This window comes from Gemmiger sp. An120 (genome assembly GCF_002160955.1).
Taxonomy (GTDB): domain Bacteria; phylum Bacillota; class Clostridia; order Oscillospirales; family Ruminococcaceae; genus Gemmiger_A; species Gemmiger_A avium.
On the sequence record NZ_NFLN01000001.1, the window covers coordinates 146,266 to 164,271 of the forward strand.

At 51.9% G+C, this 18,006-nt stretch carries 16 protein-coding genes and 2 pseudogenes; 13 read left to right on the forward strand and 5 right to left on the reverse strand.

Annotated elements, in window-relative coordinates:
* Positions 1-32: 32 nt before the first annotated feature.
* The 3 genes from B5E65_RS00675 (at position 33) to B5E65_RS00685 (ending at position 3,567) form a co-directional block, all read left to right on the forward strand.
* On the forward strand, positions 33-1,142 hold the full coding sequence (locus B5E65_RS00675; protein ID WP_087169854.1) for a hypothetical protein: 1,110 nt from the start codon (positions 33-35) through the stop codon (positions 1,140-1,142).
* 96 nt (positions 1,143-1,238) lie between these two features.
* Entirely contained in the window at positions 1,239-2,660 is a 1,422-nt protein-coding gene (locus tag B5E65_RS00680; RefSeq protein ID WP_087169855.1) for a hypothetical protein, read from the forward strand.
* Entirely contained in the window at positions 2,653-3,567 is a 915-nt protein-coding gene (locus B5E65_RS00685; RefSeq protein WP_087169856.1) for a hypothetical protein, read from the forward strand. Before B5E65_RS00680 ends, B5E65_RS00685 begins: the two co-directional genes overlap by 8 nt.
* Positions 3,568-3,760: 193 nt before the next feature.
* Here the strand turns inward: B5E65_RS00685 and B5E65_RS00690 are convergent, their stop codons facing one another.
* Both B5E65_RS00690 and B5E65_RS00695 read right to left on the reverse strand, forming a co-directional pair.
* A complete protein-coding gene (locus tag B5E65_RS00690; protein ID WP_242957444.1) occupies positions 3,761-4,336 on the reverse strand; it encodes a macro domain-containing protein in 576 nt (191 codons plus the stop codon).
* Between the two features lie 36 nt (positions 4,337-4,372).
* Entirely contained in the window at positions 4,373-5,359 is a 987-nt protein-coding gene (locus B5E65_RS00695; protein ID WP_087169858.1) for a Na+/H+ antiporter NhaC family protein, read from the reverse strand.
* A gap of 47 nt (positions 5,360-5,406) precedes the next feature.
* Between B5E65_RS00695 and B5E65_RS00700 the strand changes: the two genes are divergently transcribed.
* Together B5E65_RS00700 and B5E65_RS16435 are read left to right on the forward strand one after the other, a co-directional pair.
* Positions 5,407-6,315, forward strand: a complete 909-nt coding sequence (locus tag B5E65_RS00700; protein ID WP_087169859.1) for a metallophosphoesterase — start codon at positions 5,407-5,409, stop codon at positions 6,313-6,315.
* Entirely contained in the window at positions 6,216-8,642 is a 2,427-nt protein-coding gene (locus B5E65_RS16435; protein ID WP_087169860.1) for a DEAD/DEAH box helicase, read from the forward strand. The genes B5E65_RS00700 and B5E65_RS16435 overlap by 100 nt, the downstream gene beginning before the upstream one ends.
* Positions 8,643-8,909: 267 nt before the next feature.
* Here the strand turns inward: B5E65_RS16435 and B5E65_RS00710 are convergent, their stop codons facing one another.
* Together B5E65_RS00710 and B5E65_RS00715 are read right to left on the reverse strand one after the other, a co-directional pair.
* Entirely contained in the window at positions 8,910-10,112 is a 1,203-nt protein-coding gene (locus B5E65_RS00710) for an ABC transporter ATP-binding protein (RefSeq protein WP_242957445.1), read from the reverse strand.
* Positions 10,113-10,199: 87 nt separating this feature from the next.
* On the reverse strand, positions 10,200-10,808 hold the full coding sequence (locus B5E65_RS00715) for a TetR/AcrR family transcriptional regulator (protein WP_087169861.1): 609 nt from the start codon (positions 10,806-10,808) through the stop codon (positions 10,200-10,202).
* 120 nt (positions 10,809-10,928) lie between these two features.
* Between B5E65_RS00715 and B5E65_RS00720 the strand changes: the two are divergent.
* From B5E65_RS00720 to B5E65_RS00740, 6 genes and pseudogenes are all read left to right on the forward strand, one after another.
* Positions 10,929-11,303: pseudogene (locus tag B5E65_RS00720) on the forward strand (recombinase family protein); the annotation flags it as partial.
* A complete protein-coding gene (locus B5E65_RS00725) occupies positions 11,194-11,979 on the forward strand; it encodes an ISAs1 family transposase (RefSeq protein ID WP_087169863.1) in 786 nt (261 codons plus the stop codon). The pseudogene B5E65_RS00720 and the gene B5E65_RS00725, both read left to right, overlap by 110 nt.
* Before the next feature lie 322 nt (positions 11,980-12,301).
* Positions 12,302-12,814, forward strand: a complete 513-nt coding sequence (locus B5E65_RS00730; RefSeq protein ID WP_044993462.1) for a hypothetical protein — start codon at positions 12,302-12,304, stop codon at positions 12,812-12,814.
* 136 nt (positions 12,815-12,950) lie between these two features.
* Positions 12,951-13,649, forward strand: coding sequence for a class I SAM-dependent methyltransferase (locus tag B5E65_RS00735; protein WP_242957446.1), 699 nt, complete (start codon positions 12,951-12,953; stop codon positions 13,647-13,649).
* Positions 13,650-13,663: 14 nt separating this feature from the next.
* Entirely contained in the window at positions 13,664-13,810 is a 147-nt protein-coding gene (locus B5E65_RS16145; protein WP_158098476.1) for a hypothetical protein, read from the forward strand.
* Complete coding sequence (locus tag B5E65_RS00740) at positions 13,807-14,835, forward strand: tyrosine-type recombinase/integrase (RefSeq protein WP_087169865.1); 1,029 nt, start codon at positions 13,807-13,809, stop codon at positions 14,833-14,835. The genes B5E65_RS16145 and B5E65_RS00740 overlap by 4 nt, the downstream gene beginning before the upstream one ends.
* A gap of 413 nt (positions 14,836-15,248) precedes the next feature.
* Here the strand turns inward: B5E65_RS00740 and B5E65_RS00750 are convergent, their stop codons facing one another.
* A complete protein-coding gene (locus B5E65_RS00750; protein WP_087169867.1) occupies positions 15,249-15,572 on the reverse strand; it encodes a helix-turn-helix transcriptional regulator in 324 nt (107 codons plus the stop codon).
* Positions 15,573-15,696: 124 nt separating this feature from the next.
* On the opposite strand from B5E65_RS00750, the gene B5E65_RS00755 reads away from it, so the two are divergent.
* Positions 15,697-15,954, forward strand: a complete 258-nt coding sequence (locus B5E65_RS00755) for a hypothetical protein (protein ID WP_087169868.1) — start codon at positions 15,697-15,699, stop codon at positions 15,952-15,954.
* Positions 15,955-16,239: 285 nt separating this feature from the next.
* Positions 16,240-17,637: pseudogene (locus B5E65_RS16810) on the forward strand (FMN-binding protein); the annotation flags it as partial.
* Positions 17,638-18,006: the final 369 nt, after the last annotated feature.

Genomic DNA, 18,006 nt, shown 5'->3' on the forward strand with positions numbered 1-18,006 from the left:
CCTTACAGTAAAAAAGGAGGATCTAGTGTGCCATGGAGATTCGGGCTACATGGAAAAAGCGGATATGGGGAATGGCACTGGCGCTTTGCATCACGCTCCCAGCGCTTGCCCAGCCTGCTTTGGCTGCGGAAGAATATATACCCGGCAATCCCCGCTGGTCAGGCTACAAAAATCAAGTGCAGTGGGATAAGCCGGAAAACGCCGGTTCCAGCGACAGTTTCGAGTACGAGGCTCATCTGCTTCTCGAAGGCGAGGTGTTGGAAAACCAGACGTCGGAGATCCAGCCCTATGTCTTTTTCTCATCCGATACCGTGACCCTGCCGCAGGAGGAATACACCATCCGGGTGCGTGCCCGGTGGATTATGATCGTCGGGGATCCGGACGGCCAATATATGGTAGCCGATGTTGGGGACTGGGGGCCCTGGGCCTCCAGCGGCCCGGAAGCAGACGGGCCGGCCCCTGCTGCGGCTGGCTCCGGGAAGGTGGAACTCACCTTTCCGGATAACGGCGTGTCCGTCTCCCTCCAAGCGGATTTATCGGAGGATGCAGAGCTCTATGCCGATACAATGGCGGCGGAAAGCCTGCTCTGCGCCGATCCCGGACTGGAAGCCCAGCTGCCAGGGCTTTTATCGGTCTATGAGATTTCGATCCGGCAAAGCGGCAGACGGCTGGAGCTGGGGGACATTCCGATAGAGATCCGCATCCCCTTAAATGATCATCTGAAAAGCCAAAGCCATCATCAGGCGGTTTATCTCGGTGAGGAGCCGGAGCCTCTTGAAACCGTTTCCGAGGGCGACGCTTTGATTTTTGAAGCCCCTTCCCCGGGGCGGATCGCTATCCTCGGATCCGACAAGCCCTTTGTGCCGGTAGCCGCTTCCTCGGATAGCCCACAGTCTGAAGCGTCTGGAACTGCTTCCATGGAAAGCAAAACCCCGGAAACCTCCGCTCAGGCGTCCGATGGCAACGGCTCTGAAGAACCAGTCTCACCGGACAGTCCGCAGGCAGAGGAACCCGAACCGGAAAAGGATGACGGCGAAACTTCCTATATGGCGGTTGGGCTGATCGTTGCCGCAGCAGTTGCAGCAGGGGTTACGGCTTTTATCCTCCTTGCACGCAGAAAAAAAGCATCATCTCATAAATAGGATGAGACTATCAGAACCATACAAACATCGGGATACCATGCCATTGTATCCTGTCCAGCTTTATCCCCGGCAAAGCCGGAAAAAGGAGGAGAGCTCATGAAGAGACTGATTGCAGTGTTGCTGACCATTTGCATCGCTGCTGGATTGCCCGTAGCGGCATTCGCGGAAAACGGACCGTCTTCCGGAGAATGGAGCAGCGCCTGGATTCAACTGATTCAAGGAGAAGAAGCGCAGCTTCTATTCAGCAGCAGCGAGCCGGCTGTCGAAGTAGCGGGAGCGGCCTATGATCGTGAGACCAACACCATCACGCTGACCAACTACAATCACCCGAACACCAGTTTGAACACCAATGAAATGGGAGATGATTTGAAGCTGAAGTTAGTTGGGGAAAACCATATTTCCGCTCTTGTTGTGTGGGGATTCGGATGGGGTGGAAGCTTGGAAATCATCGGGGACGGTTCGCTGATTATCAATGAGACCAAGAAATCCCCCATTGCGATACGGTTTATGGCAGAAGGGACGAAAGGCGTTCTCAAAATCGGTCCGGAAGCTACGCTGACAGCATATAGAGGTTCCGACGCCGAATATTATTCCGCAGCGTTTGTGGGTTCTATTTCCAGCAGTTTTCCCTTGCAGGGCAAGCTGGCAGCAGAACCAATTCTGACAGATGACTCCGGCATGGAAGAAGAGGCCTGGCTTGGAGAAACAGTCATAAAGGAAAGCGAATACACCGCCGACGTTGAACTTGCTTCCAAAAAAGGCGATAATCGGCTCTATGGTATCCGGGTTCTTGAGCCTGATGAGGTCATTACCGAAGGGCAGGTGGATATTTTTGAACTGATCCCTGCCGCCGGGCTTCCAAGTGGAAATGAGTATCTCGCTGTCAGCGTCGCTACCCTCCGTCAAGACAGATGGCCGGAGGAATACACCAAAGACCCTGAAAACAAAATGATGACCCTAAGACAGTCTGAGTTATCCAGCATGGGGGCCATTGAAAAGGATGGAGAAATATTCTTTTGGGGCACGGACGGTTTGGAAGAAAGCGAAGAGTATCCTAAGGAGTACATGTATTCCGTCTATCGGAGCATCATGGAAATCCCAATCACAGATGCATGGAGCGGCGAGACGGCACCTGCAAAGCTTGTAGTTCCTGTGGACGGTCTAAGGAACCTCACCACCGATCAAAGCGCGGTTCCGGAGGATTATCGGCCTGAAATTGAAAAAACAGGTATGTATAGTTATTACTGCACAAATGATGTGATTCAGATATCCCCATCTGGAGATGCCGCCGCCGTTTCAGCCGGAAGGGAAAATGTAGATCCCGTCGACCCGGCTGACGGGGAATCCATTTCCCCGCCGGCAGATCTGCCGGAAGAGTATGAAAACGGATGGACAGTGCTCTCCATTGCCGCCGCCATTTTCTTAGCCGCAGTAGTGACACTGGCTTTTTTCGTTTTGGTTCGCAGGAAAAAGGCTTTAGAAAAAACAGAAGGAAAGGATGTGGGCCGCGATGAGTGACTGCAGAAAACCAAAATGGAGTTTATTCATTCCCGTTCTCCTGTGTCTGACCGTCCTGGCTGGGTGTGGAGAGTCGGCAGAAAAAATAACAGAAAATTCGGATACAGGATCTGTCGTGGAATCCTCGACAGGCTCTCCGAAACTGCAGGCTTCTGACCCGCATGAAGTGCCATCCTCTGATGCGGAGGAACCGGATGCGCAGGAGGAATGCCAAATCTACACTGCCATCATAAACAGCTCCTATGGGCTGATAGACGCGACTCTGGCCAATCCGGAGACCATTTCATCGGCCAGGATCGATGTGTTTGATTTAGTTTCTCAAAAGGCTTTCTATGAAGACATCTTTGGTGAAGGCATTTCCAGGGAGGAGATCGATACCGGGCATTACAGCGCGATGTATGATAATTTTGTGCCCGATTTCGAAGCATATTGGGCGGCCAACGGCGAGGGGAGCCATCCGGATTTTGAGATCACCCTGACCATTGAGCGGACCGATGGAGAAACGGAAACCTATGTGGCCGAGCATATGGGCGGAAGCCCCGAGTTTCGCTGCTCCTATGACCCGGATACTGGTATGGTGGAAATCCGGTTGTATGAGTTTAAAGGAGAGGACTTCCTCCCCGTGGTGTGCGGTGCGCCGGAAGACGCGGTGGGTAAAACTGTCAGTGTGACGGTGCTGGCGGATGGTCAGCCCATCCCTCAGGAAAACTACGCAGTTGACGGTGAAACGGAGGAAACCGAGATTTCCTCTTGGGATAATCCGGATGAACGTCAGACTATAACGCAATATATCACAGTTGTCACCGCTTTGCTCCCTCCGTCTGTTTATGCTGAAGCCAAGACGAGCGTCGTGCTGGACATGGAGCTCAACGGGCACCGGTTTACCTACACAAGCCCAATCGCATAGACGGTGACTCTTATCCTTGGAAACGAGGTTTCAAAAAGATTCGGGGCCTGCAAAGGCGTATGCCGGCGGCATAACTATGATTCAATGAAACCTCTTTGTAAAGACCTGAAAATGTCTTCGCCTCTATCTATGGGCAAAGCCATTCAAAGCAGCAGGAGGCCGGTCGGTATCGACCAGCCTCCTGCTTACTGTGTTATATAGATGGGCGATTCGGTGATTTGCCAGGCTCCGGCTCCGAGCGACCAACATCAGCTTCAGTAGAGTCTGGCTTATCTTGAGCCAGCAGACGGCGGGCCATCTCATAGACCCCCTCTTGGTAGAGAACCAGAGTGACCTCAATGTCCGGATGGCGAACCTCAAACTCCCGGATAACTTTTCCCGCGATGCGGATAGACTCGGCCCGAGGCATATGGCAGTCGCCGGAGAAGATCAGTGGAACTGCCACAGTCCTGCAATTGTAGAGCAGAGCTTTCTGCAACGCCCGGCGGTAGCATTCCTCCAGGAGCATTCGCTCCCGCTGGACCCCGCCATACCAGCCAGCGCCAGCCACATGGAAAATGATTTTGGACGGAAGTCCGCAGGAGGGCGTGACCACAGCGTGGCCGATTCGGCATCGCCCAATCTTCCGGCAGGCCTTTTTCAACTCCTCCGTATCCGCTGCGGCAAAGATTGCGCTGCATATTCCGGGACAGGGGGAGAGATCGGAAACGGCGGTATTGACGATGGCGTCCGTGTCCATTTTAGTAATATCCCCAAGTACGATACGCATATGCAAACACCTCCATCGAAATCATACCATATTTCATCACAGAAGAAAACCGCAAATCAGGTAGCCCGCCGTTGCAATCCCGGCCGCACACATAGCATAGGGCAACTGCGAGAGCGCGTGATCCATATTGTTCATCTTACAGCAGCTGGAGGTCAGGACAGTTGCATCGGAGTAGAAGCAAGCATGGCTGCCCAGTGTGGCGCCGGAGACGATGGCACCCATGACCACCAGAGGGTTGACGACGATGGACAGAGCCAGCGGAAGGATGATGGGGCTGACCAGAGCAGGAATGCCCCAGGCGCTTCCGGTGGCAAAGTTCAGCGCTGCTACCAGCAGGAAGGTGATGGCCGGGAGCAGTACGGGGCTGATCACGGGCCGCACGGCGTCAATGACATAGCTGGCGATTCCGATGTCGGTCATGCCCTGCTGCATGACAAAGACAAAGAAGATGATGGCAACGGTGGGGATCATGTTGCAGAATCCATGCATGGCAAGGTCGCAGAAACGGGCGGCGGTCATTTTCTGCCTGGGGATATAAAGCAGGAAGCACACGGCTATAGCCGCGATTAGGGCCAGGAATAGCTCGCCGGTGACGATGGTCAAGGCAATCAGCACACCAATGGGCAGGACGAAATCCAAGATATTACCTTTGATGTCGGGGGACTCATCCTCCTCATCCAGATTCAGGTCCCGGCTCTCCGGAGAGTAGACCTGCCCGGTTTCATTCACTCGCTGATATGCCTTCCGCATCCGCCCCCACTTGGGGATCAGGCCATAGGCGAACAGGGGGACGATGATTACGGCGGCGATGGCGTAGAAGGTAAAGGGGATGATGTGGTAGAAGGTGTCAATAGCACTGCCGTAGCCCAGCTCCGGGATACCGGCTTCGGCGTAGAACAGACCGGCGAAGAAGACCGCCCATGTGGAGAAGGGCAGCAGAGCGCAGACTGGGGCGCCGGTGGAGTCGATGATGTAGGACTGGGCCTCCCGAGGGATCTTGTGGTTGTCGGACAGCCTTCTCATGCAAGTACTCAGGTTTATCGAGCGGGAAATTAAGCGAGGGAAGCATTATGTTAAGGAAAAAATCAAAAAGGCATTTTTATATAGTAACAGTAATAATGGTTCTTCTCGTAATATGGACCGCATGGAGCAATACAACTGTGGGGATTACGCACTATACGGTTGCAAGCGATAGGCTCCCTGCTTCATTTGATCATTATAGTATTGTTGTCGTTTCTGACCTACACAATGCCGAATTCGGTGAAAACAACAGTCAATTAATAAAATTGATAGAAAAAGAAAAGCCTGATATTATTGTAATAACTGGGGATTTGGTAGATTCCAACAAGACCAATATTGATATAGCCCAAAAACTCGTGGGAACTCTTACAGGGATTGCACCTTGCTATTATGTAACAGGAAATCATGAGGCATGGCTTGGTGAGCAATATCAGGAATTAGAAAGTATATTGCTTGATGAAGGTGTTGCTATTCTCCATGATAGAGCAGTACAATTGATAAAAAACACGGAAAGCATACAGCTTGCTGGCTTAGATGACCCCGATTTTACAGATAGAGCCCCCCTTCAGCAAAGCATGATAAAAACGAAAATCAATAATATGAATCTAACTGACAATTATTGTGTGTTGCTTTCACACAGACCAGAAGCATTTGAAGACTATGTATCCGAAAATATTGACCTTGTTTTGAGTGGCCATGCACACGGAGGACAGTTTCGCTTACCTATTATCGGTGGAATAGTGGCGCCTAATCAAGGATTGTTTCCAAAGTACGATGCCGGGATATACTCAGAAAATTATACAACTATGGTTGTAAGTATCAGGATGTGCTGCCCGGCGTTCCCAACCTTTGCTTCAAGGTGCCCACCGGCGGCGGAAAAACCTTCCTCGCCTGCAGCGCCGTCCGGCCTGTGTTTGACGCACTGCCGTTTACCAAGACTAAGGCGGTGGTGTGGCTGATGCCGTCCGACGCAATTCTGACGCAAACCGCAAAAGCCCTAAAAGACCCGCGCCATCCTTACCGGCAGAAAATTGATGTGGATTTCGGAGGGCGGGTAGAGGTTTATACCAAGCAGGAGCTTTTGAACGGGCAGAATTTCAACCCAACTGCCGTCACCGAACAGCTCTCCATCATGGTGCTGTCCTACGATTCTTTCCGCGGTCGGGGTAAAGAGGGCTTAAAAGCCTATCAGGAGAACAGCAATCTTGCCGCCTTTGCCAAAGTGCTGGGCGCGCCGGAAAACCCCATTGAGAATGCGGATGAAACGGCGCTGTTTCAGGTCATCAACCAACTCAATCCACTGGTGGTCGTGGACGAGAGCCACCATGCCCGATCCGAGTTGAGTATAGAAATGCTCGCCAATTTTAACCCCTGCTTTGTGCTGGACTTGACCGCCACACCCAAAAAGCGCAGCAACATCATCTCCTATGTGGATGCGGTGCAGCTCAAGGCGGAGCACATGGTCAAGCTTCCGGTGATCGTCTATAACCGGGACAGCCAGGCTGAGGTGCTGATGGACACGATTGACCTTCGGGATAGGTTGGAAGAAATCGCCAACGCAGAATATCAGAACGGTGGAAAGTACATCCGCCCCATTGCCCTGTTCCAAGCACAGCCAAAGGGGAAGGAGGACGCAACCACCTTTGAAAAAATGCGGAAAGAACTGGTGGAAGCCGGGATTCCCGCCGGACACATAGCCATCCGCACCGCCGATGTGAACGAGCTGAAAAACGTGGATTTGCTGTCCCCGGATTGTTCGATACGGTACATCGTCACGGTAAACGCGCTGAAAGAGGGCTGGGACTGCCCGTTTGCCTATATTCTGGCTTCTCTTGCCAACAAGACCAGTCAGGTGGATGTGGAGCAGATTTTGGGGCGTATTCTGCGCCTGCCCTACACCGCCGAGCACAAAGCAAAAGCCCTGAATATGTCCTATGTGCTGACTTCTTCCAACGACTTTAACGATACAGTACAGCAGATCATCCGCGGGCTGAACAGCGCGGGATTCAGCGACCGGGATTACCGGCTTGCCGAGCCGATAGAACCTGCTAAACCTGCTCCCGTGCCGGAACAGCTTCCGATGTTCGAGCCGGAAACCGCGCAGGATGACTTTGCCGGGCTGGACGGGAAATCCATCTGGGCAAAGCTGCAACGGCGCAGGGAGAGCGAAAAAACGCCGGATTCCGCCCCTAAAGCAGACAGTATGCTTGCCGAGGCCCGGCAGGCGGGCGACGCATACAATCAGGCGGTGCAGGGCGCGGACAACGATCCGTTTGCTGCCGTTCTGCCGTGGGAGGTGCGGGACAAAGTGAACACATTTCCTATCATCCCCCAATATCGAGGGAGCGTGGACGGGCTGCTGATCCCGCAGTTCTTCCAGGTGATCCCGCAATCCCTGTTTACGAACGGGGATAAGGTGCTGCTGAGCAAGGAGCAGCTTGCCGACGGCTTCACTTTGAAAGGTAAAGCATACGATATTGATTTTGATGCGGCAGACGATGAGATCGTCAAGGTCGATGTGGCGTCTGGCCGCAGTGTGCCGAGGGCTTACCAGATGGAAGCCGCCGACCAGCGGTATTTCAAGGAATATTTCAGCAATCTCCCATCGGAAAGCCGAGTGCGCCAGTGCAAGGACATGATGATCCACCAGTTGGACAAGCTGAACATGGTGGATGGCGGAGATTTACGCGCTTATGTCAATCTCATTGTGGACGGGATGGATCGGGAACAGCTTGCCGCTATGGAAAAGGCCCCACTGGGCTTTGCGGCAAAAATCCGTGCCAAAATCGAAAGCCTGCTGGATCAACATTACAAGGAGACCTTCTTCACATGGCTGGACCGTGGCAAAATTGTGTGCGAGCCGTCCTACCGTCTGCCATCGGCAATCCATCCAACAAGCAGCACGGCGATTTACGGAAAGTCGCTCTATGAGGCTGAGGAGGGCATGAACGAGCTGGAACAAGAGCTAGTGAAGCGGCTGACAGCCATTCCCAATGTGCTTTGGTGGCACCGGAATATCGCCCGGCACGGCTTTGCCATCAACGGCTACTTCAACCACTACCCTGATATTATGATTATGACACAAAGCGGCAAAATCATCCTTGCCGAAACCAAGGGTGATCACCTGAAAAACGACGACAGTCAGGAGAAGATCGAACTGGGTGCGGCTTGGCGGAACGCAGCGGGAAATCGGTACCGCTATTACATGGTGTTCCAAGACGAGGAAAATCTGCCGCATGGAGCAGTGAGCATGGGGCAGTTCTTGGAGACTGTTGAAGCCTTATAACAAGTGAATGACCGCATCTCATGTTTTCTGATGGGGCAGCAGAGAAATCTGCTGCCTCTTTCTTATGGTGACTACCCTATGAAAAAGATGAGCACGAACCGTTTGTATAGGCCGTGCTCATCTTTGTGTTTTCTTAGAGTAGTAGTGCTCTTCTCCACCTGCAAATCAGTCGGTTTCTCTACGCCATTTTTACGCCATTTCTGCGTGGGGCTGCATAGAGAAATATGAACTTATAATTTGGTCGGTTTTGCGTAAAACGGCGCTGTATCAGGCTCTAGCGGTGTTTGTGGAGAAGTATGAAGATATGGAATCCGGCGTCTGAATGCCGATATCCATACTTTTCAGCAGCGCTTCCGTTTTTGCTTCAAACTCCGGTGTCACCGCATGGCCGTATTGCAGTTCGTGCAGGACGGAGCCTGTGAAGAACTGGAACTCCGCCTCCTGAAGGATGAACAGCACTTGCTTTTGCAGCTGCTTTGGATTTTGCGACTTTCCGAAAAGCATTATCCTGCCGCCGGAGGGGCGGTAAAGCCCTGCAATCAGCTTGCCGATGGTCGTTTTGCCGCAGCCGTTTGCGCCCACAAGGCCGACGATCTCATGCTCACGGACGGAAAAGCTGACACCAGAGAGGGTATCTCCGGCCTTCCTGCCGTATGTATAGCAGACATCTGAGACGGCAAGCGCCGTCGGCGCGGTTTTCGGCAGCGGCTCTTTCTCCGGCACGGTGATCTCCGCAAGGTCGAGCGTGCGCAGAGAAAGTGTTTGTCTCCGCTCCACTGAGAACGCCTTTGCCTCTGCGGCAGTATATTTTCCTTTGATCTCGCCGTCTGCCATGACCCAAAATTCGTCGGCAATGTCGGCAAGATAGTAGAGTCGGTGCTCGCTGAGCAGCAGCGTTTTGCCCTGCTTTTTCAGGGCAAGCAGAATCTCTTTTAACTGCTGCGTGGCTGCAAAGTCCAGATTGGCCGTGGGCTCATCCAGCAGAAAAATATCTGTGTCCATTGCCCACGCGGACAAGATGGAGATGAGCTGTCGCTCGCCGCTGGACAACTCGTAGACATTGCGATCCTTCAGCCGCTCCAGATGAAAGATCCGGAAGGCCTCATCTACCCGCCGTCGGATTTTATCTTGCGGCAGACCGTGATTTTCAAGACCGAAGGCCACTTCATTGGAGCTGTTCACGGTGAAAAACTGGCTGCGAGGATCCTGAAAGACCGAGGCGGCCAACTCGCCGATCTCGCCGATACGTATTCCGGCGGTGTCCTGCCCATTCAGGCGGCAAAAGCCTTTTAGCTCTCCCTCGTAAAACTGGGGGATTAATCCGTTGATGCACCGTAGCAGTGTGGACTTTCCGCAGCCGCTGCCGCCGCAGAGCACCACACAGCGTCCGGCTGGGATGCTGCCGCCGACTTTTTGCAAGGTGGGCTGCTTTTCTTCTGCATATTGAAATTCAAATTCAAAATCTATCATCGCAAACTCTTTTCTTATTAGTTAGCCGTCTCTAACCAGCGGCCGTAAGAAACGGACGGATGGACCGTCCGAATTAACTTTTCGGATTTATTGCAAGGTATCGCATAGCTGCCGCCAGCCAGCGTTGGTGAAATCAAGGACTGCCTGTAAGCAGGTAAGCATTCTGCCTTCCTCCATATGCTGATCCAGCAGCTGGCGGAAGTACCAGAACTGTGAGCCCACCAAAAGACGGATCGCATCGGCATTTGGCGCTTTCCCATAGATATGCGAAAAGAATTCCACCGTTTGTTCCGCTTTTTGATCCATTAGTTTATGCAGCACGGTTTCTATGGAGCTGCCATCGCTGCGGCAGAAAAATAAAGTGCAGTCATTGCAGTGCTCGGTCAGCAGTTGAAAATATACCTGTTCTTCGGCGTTTATGGCGCGGAGGATATCATCCGGCTGCGCGCTGCACTTTGCTTTTTCGTATTCTTCCGCGATGGGAGCAAAGAGAACCTGCATCGTCTCAAAAAAATCCTGAAGCAGACTGGCAAACAACGCGTCTTTATTCTTGTATCTTGTGTAGATTGCCCCCGTAGTAACACCGGCTTTTTCGGCGATCTTGTGCAGAGAGGCTTTCTGAAAGCCGTAAGCAAGAAATTCCGAATAAGCAGCCTGAATGATCCCATCATCCAGGGAATGATCCCTATTGGCCATGTCTTCACTCCTCTGCGCCTAAATAATAACATCATTATCGATAACGACATTATTATAGCGTTCTTTTTGCTGCTTGTCAATGCAAATTGCACACTGCTTTGCAAAAACACTCCTTGACAAATCTCGTCTCAGAAAAGGATACTCGAAGCCTACGCAAAACAGAACGGCTTTACCAATCTGCGCTGGTACACCGACGACGGTTATTCCGGGGCAAATTTCCAAAGGCCGGGCTTTCAGTCTATGCTTGCAGACATTGAAGCTGGGAAAGTGGGAACCGTTATCGTCAAGGATATGTCGAGGTTGGGGCGAAACTACCTGCAAGTGGGGTTTTACACGGAAATGCTGTTCCCTCAAAAGGGTGTGCGGTTTATCGCTGTCAACGACAATGTGGACAGCGCAAACGGCGGCATGGACAACGATTTTACCCCGCTGCGAAATCTGTTCAACGAAAATACTACCCTCTGGATTTTTGGAGAATTTCCAGAAAAAATGGAATGAACTGTTAAATAGCGAAGAGGGAGAGAAAGTAAAGCGCCTGCTTGCGATAGATGGCAAAACCCAGAGGGGGAATGGGAATAAAAATCAGAAGGGCAATCATATTGTCAGCGCAGTAGACGAAAGAGGTTTTTGCCTGGGGCAAAAGCGCGTGGAAGAAAAGACGAATGAGATTACAGCAATTCCTGAATTAATAGACAGCCTGAACATCAAGGGAACCATTATCACAACAGATGCCATGGGAACACAAACAGCTATAGTAAAGAAAATCCGGAAGAAACGTGCGGATTATGTGCTGGCATTAAAAGGGAACCAGGGAAGCCTGCTGGAAGAAGTAAGGGAATATTTTTCGGATGGAGGACTGCTGAAAAAATGTGCATACAAAAAGAAAGTAGAAAAAGCGCGGGGGAAGATAGAGAAGAGGGAGTACTGGCAGACAGAAGATATTTCGTGGCTGAGCCAGAAGAAAGAGTGGATGGGGCTAAAGAGCATAATCCTGACGCGGAACACCATAACAGGAGCAGATGGGAAAGAGACTGTGGAGGAGAGATATTTTATCAGCAGTCTGCCAACAGAGATAGAAGAAACCGCCAGAGCAGTGCGCGGACATTGGATGATAGAAAGTTATCACTGGCATTTAGATGTACATTTCGGGAAGATGGGAATCACACATTAGAGAAGCAGGCAGCTTATAATCTGAATATTATCAGGAAGCTGGCATTGAATATCTTGAAGATATCAGAAGTGGGACGCTGTCCAATGAGCATGAAAAAGAAACGGTATGCGATAGGAACAAATCCGGAAAAATATCTGGATGAACTTATGAACTTGTAAAAATTTTAAAAATCGATAGGTTTAGTTGGGAAACACATTCATGCGTTTGTCGTGGGAAGGCATCAATGGTGCATTGCTTTTTCACGCGGGATAAGGTATACTGAATACATATCGGTTAGTTATTGCTAACCTTATGATTACTTACAAGTGAAAGGGGGATATATGTGAATTGGACACGCACCATCCTGGACGGGATTGCCATGGCGGCCTATTTTAACCTGTTCGCCGCGGCGGTGGCGCTGTATAGGCCCCGGCTGATGTTTCCCTGCTATCCGCCCGCCATCATCAAGGCGGCAAAAGATCCGCCGACAAAGGCCGAAAATCGTTTTTACCGGCTTTGGATCTGCTTCGGAGAGTGGTTGCCCCTCCTTCTCTATGGTGCGGTCAGCACTGTGGAGGGCGGGACAACCGGCTTCTGGCGTTTGGCCCTGACGGGATATATCCAGTGGATGGTCGTCAATGTCTGTGATCTGCTTTTTCTGGACTTCTGGCTGATACAGAAAAAAGCAAAACGCCGTTTTATCATCTCAGGAACCGAAGGGCACCCAGGCTATGGGTTCAAAGCCTGGATGAAGGAATACGCTCTGCCGGAGCATCTGCTCCAGTGGCCGCTCTTGCTGTGCCCCCTCATGGCGGCGGCCCAGGCGGGATTGTGTCTGCTGCTGCAAAAAATTTGATAATAAGAAGATGGTTCAAATGAAGCAAAATCAAGTTCAGCAAAAAGAAATCCGCCTTGGGACGCATGGGGAACATTACGGGAGCTGGATGTCAAACCCTGTTTTCTATGTGATAGGTTCCCTTTTGGCGTTGTCTGTGGTACTGGCGGTACTGTCCTTTGCGGTGTTCCATATCACGGCGCTTGGTGTGGTGTTCGTGATTGCCGCAGTGATTCTGCTGGCGCTGCTCCTGTGGTGCGCCTGGATACGGCGGCAGTATGCCTTTGGGGGCGGCGGCATGATGGATCGGACCCATCTGGTTGTCCTCTCCCATCTGGATTTTGACGGGCAAGGGCAGCTTCTGGAAGTAGGCTGCGGCTCCGGGCCATTGTCCATCCGGGCGGCCCTGATGTGGCCGGAGGCAAAAGTAACGGGCATTGACTATTGGGGCGCAGACTTCGGCTACAACCAGACTATGTGCGAGAAAAACGCCGCAAGCGAAGGTGTAGCCGCCCGGTGCCGGTTCCAGCATGGGGACGCCAACAAGCTGGACTTCCCGGACAAGAGTTTCGACGCCGTGGTGAGCAACTATGTCTACCACAATGTAATGGGTGCGGACAAGCAGGCTCTGCTGTTGGAGACCCTGCGGGTGCTGAAAAAAGGCGGCGTGTTCGCCCTCAACGATGAGATGAAGCCCCACATGTACGGGAACATGGAGGCCTTCGCCCAGGAACTGCGGGACATGGGATATGCGGATGTACGGCTCATCGACACGGCCCAGGAGGCTTTCGGTTCCCGCCGCCGGGCGGCCATGATGATGCTGGGCGACTCCCGGATGCTGGTGGGGCGGAAGTAAGACGGAGGTTTGTCATGAACTATACATATTGTGAAAGGCTGATGTGGGTTGCCATCGCTCCTGCCGCATTTCGGTATCTGGCAAGGCAGGAGTTGGGATGGGATATTTCTGCGTTGAAGCAGCTCTCTAAGCAGATTTACCGGCAAATGCTAAAACATTGACCGAACTCAGAAAGAAAGAAGCTGAGATTGCAAAGGATCTATGGGATGGCATAGATTATGCCGCAGGGGAAATCACTGTAATTGAGCTAGTTGATCGCTATATCAACCTGCGGCGCAATCTGAAATCAAACTCGTTGCGTGCATATGGGTCTGCAATTAATCGGATACGAGCGAGCGCATTTGGACAGCGGCAGATAAAACAGATCAAGATCTCCGATGCAAAAGCGTGGTTTTTGGAACTGCATGACAGTGGCTTGAAAACAAACACAATAGAAATCATCCAGACTGTTGTCCGTCCGGCCTTTGAGATGGCAGTTGATGACGATATGATAAGAAAGAATCCATTTAAGTTTAAGATGTCGGATATCCTGCCAAATGATGCAAATGTGAGATATGCACTATCAAAAGAGCAACAGCAGATGTTCCTGGATTTTCTTCGGAATTATGGGAATGGAAACTATTATGATGATGTTGTAATCTTGCTAGGGACTGGACTTAGAGTAAGTGAATTATATGGGCTGACTTTAAGCGATGTGAACCTGAAAGACAGGTATCTTGAAATCACGCATCAATTATGCCGGACAGCCAGCAAACCGTACTTCATTACGCCACCCAAAACCAAAAGTGGAATTCGGCGAATTCCGCTAACCGATCAAGTGTATGAAGCATTCTGCCGTGTGATACAGAATCGTAATCCATTCAAGGGAGAGTTTATGATTGATGGACATACCGGTTTTCTTTTTTTGGACCAATACGGTATGCCTAAAGTAGCAATGCACCTCGAAAACTATCTCAGAAATATCCAAAATAAGCATGAGAAAGAAACGCGCACAGCGTTTCCACGTGTTACACCCCATGTCTTACGCCATACGTTCTGCACAAATGCTCAAAAAGCAGGATTGGACGTAAAGAGCTTACAGTACCTGATGGGCCACTCCCATGCGAGTGTAACCCTCGATGTTTACACACATACAGACTATTCTTCCGTGCTCAAAGCATTTGATAATATCGCTGTAAACCTATAAGAGAGCAAACATGTAGCTTACGCCAAAACTTACGCCAATTGCCTCTCAGAATGCGTAGAAATACGTAGACTTATGAGAAATTGGAAGGAGAAAGAAAAGCTGAAAAAATGGCTTGAACGCTGCATTTCTCTACATATCTCTATGCAGCTCTATGGTCGAAATGGACTTGACCATCAAGGGCGGCATGTACTAAAAACAAGCCGCGAAGCGCTGATAGGGGTGGATTTGTCAGAGAACTTACGACGATCGCCCGGAAAAAAGCGGCGTGTATAACATGAAAAACCCGGTACTCACTTTATGGTGGGCGCCGGGTTCTTTTTGAAGTTGGAATTCCATAATAAATAAGAACAATCTGATTAAAAAACGGAGGGGCTGGTTTCCCATGAGGAAGCCGGCCCCTTTTCGTTTAAAATTCATTTGGGACAATCAAGCATCCCTTGCGCGTAAGCAAGCACAAGTTCAAGCTGCTTTTCATCCATTCTCTGCCCCAGTGCCATCAGCTTTCCCAAATCGCCGCTTGCTGCCGGATTCGTTGGAGTACGGACGTCAGATAACCCCATAATATAGTCGATGCTCGCATGAAACAGGGTTGCCAGTCGAAGCAGCTGAGCAAAACTCGGGTAGTGCTTTTGCTTTTCATAGGCGCTGATCGTCTCTTGCGATACTTCCAGTTCAATTCCTAAGCGAACTTGGGTCATGTGATTTTCCTCTCGCAGCTGCTTGATCCGATTTTGCATAATAACACCTCGTAAAAATGATACAAGTTGTGCTTGTATTTTATAGAAGTTAAACCTATAATATACACAGGCTCAACCTGTAATCGGAGTGCAAAAAACTGCATGATAGAGGTGAGAATATACTATGATTGCGGAAATTCCGTTGCTTGAAGTCTTGCAGGTGCGAATGGGCGTCTTTTATCTCTCTGACCTGCGGCTACTGTCAAATTATGAGCGGACGCGGTTAGCCCGTGTATTGGCTGATATTCCGGCAGCCGCGGCATCGCTTCGGGAGTGGAACGATGCCTTGCTGTATCTTTCCAACAGACAGCCGGAACAGACGGCGAAAGCCGCCCGTGAGCGGCTGATCCAATCGCTTTCGCAACTCGGAAGCGAGGCATAGGGCTTTAGACTAACCAACCGATAAAATCCGCGAAAAACCGCTGCCCGCATATTGCGGGCAGCGGTTTTTTGCGTACCGGAACAGATATCGTGCCGGCTGATTTTTATTGTTTAGTTTTTCTGATGGATGCATCAGTTTTTCTAATCGGCAGGCAGCGGCACAAATCTTGCTTTTCTTTTCACAGGCCGGTATACTGAACTCAGCGGGCTTTGTCCGCTTTTATTTATCTTAAGGAGGACGACCATGAAAACGAAACGAATTCTTCCTTTCGTGCTGGCGGCAGCCATGCTGCTTTCCGCCTGCGGAGGCAATTCGGCCGCTCAGTCCGGTGAGGGCGCCTACACCGCTGGTACCTATACCGGCGAAGGGCAGGGCTACGGCGGCACCGTTACCGTGACCATCACCACCGACGCAAATTCCATCCTGGAAGTCACCGCCGAGGGCGCGGATGAGACCCCCACTGTGGGCGGCGCGGCTCTGGAAGAGCTGGCTGCGCAGGTGAAAGAGGCCCAGAGCGCCGAGATCGACGGCGTGGCCGGTGCTACCCTGACCAGCAACGGCGTGAAGGCGGCTGCGCAGGCTGCCATTGACGCTGCGATGGGCAAAGAGGCCGAGTCTTCGGAGAAGGCAGCGGTGGCCGACGGCACCTATACCGCCAAGGCCCCCTCTTACGGCGTCATGGGTGAGATGGAACTGTCCGTAACCTTTGCGGATAACCAGATCACCGACATCACCACCATCAACGCGGGTTCCGCTACCCAGGCCGATGAGGACGAGTACAGCCCCATCTACGCCACGGTAGAAGAGAACCTCTACCCCCGCATCATCGAGAGCCAGTCTCTGGCGGTGGACGCCATCTCCGGCGCCACGGTTTCCAGCAACGCGGCCAAGACCATCGTTGCCGAGATCATCGACGCCAACGGCGGCGATTCTTCTCAGTGGTATACCCCGGTGAAAAAGAGCACCGAGGAAGTGACCCTGGAAGGCTATGATGTGATCGTGGTTGGCCTGGGCTCTTCCGGCATGGCCAGCTATCTGAGCGCGGCCGAGAACGGCGCTACCGTTTTCGGCATTGAAACCGCTGCCAAGATCGGCGGCAACGGCACCAACACCGCCGGCCCTCTGGGTGTGAACCCGGCCAAGCAGGTGGCGGCCAACGGCGGCGAGAACTTCGTGGATCCGGACGAGCTGCTGGCTGCCTGGATGGAGTACACCGACGGCGATGCCAAGGAAGAACTGGTCAAGCTGTTCATCGATGAGTCCGGCGAGACCTTCGGCTGGCTGGAAGACAACTACGACTTCTCCTTCCTGGACAGCATGATGGCGTTCTATGATTCTCATGGCTGGAAGCTGTGGACCATGTACTATGACTCCACCATGACCTCCAAGGATCTGGCCTATGTGAACTCCATGGAGAAGGCCAAGGGCTACAACGAGAAGAACGACTACATGACCGAACTGACCGCCACCAACCTGCTGCTGGACGACGCGGGCAAGGTGATCGGCGTGCAGGCGGAGTACTACGACGGCACTATCTATAAGATCTACGGCGATTCCGTGATCCTGGCCACCGGCGGCTACATCGGCAATGCCGAAATGACCACCGAGTATACCGGCTATGTGTGGAAGACCAAGGGCATGACCCAGTGCGACGGTTTTGCCATTCAGGAAGGCCTGAAGCTGGGCGGCGCCCTCTACAACGAGGACGTGGCTGTGGAAGACCACATTGCCCAGCTGGATACCATCATCCGTTCGGATGACTACAGCAACGACGACAAGAGCATCCTGACCTCTCTGGTGCTGGATCTGAACTACCAGATGATCGACAGCAACGGCGACAGCTTTGACGGCAACTACAACGGCCTGGGCATCGCGTTCAATGCCTGGGAGGCCGGTTCCAACTACTACGTGCTCATCAACGAGGAGGAGTACAACGCCATCAAGACCGAGGGCCTGATCTCCTTCAATCAGCCCATGTTCTTCAACCAGGGCGGTACCTACGAAGAGGGCACCCCGGTGGAGAATCTGGACGACATCATCGCCATGGGCGAG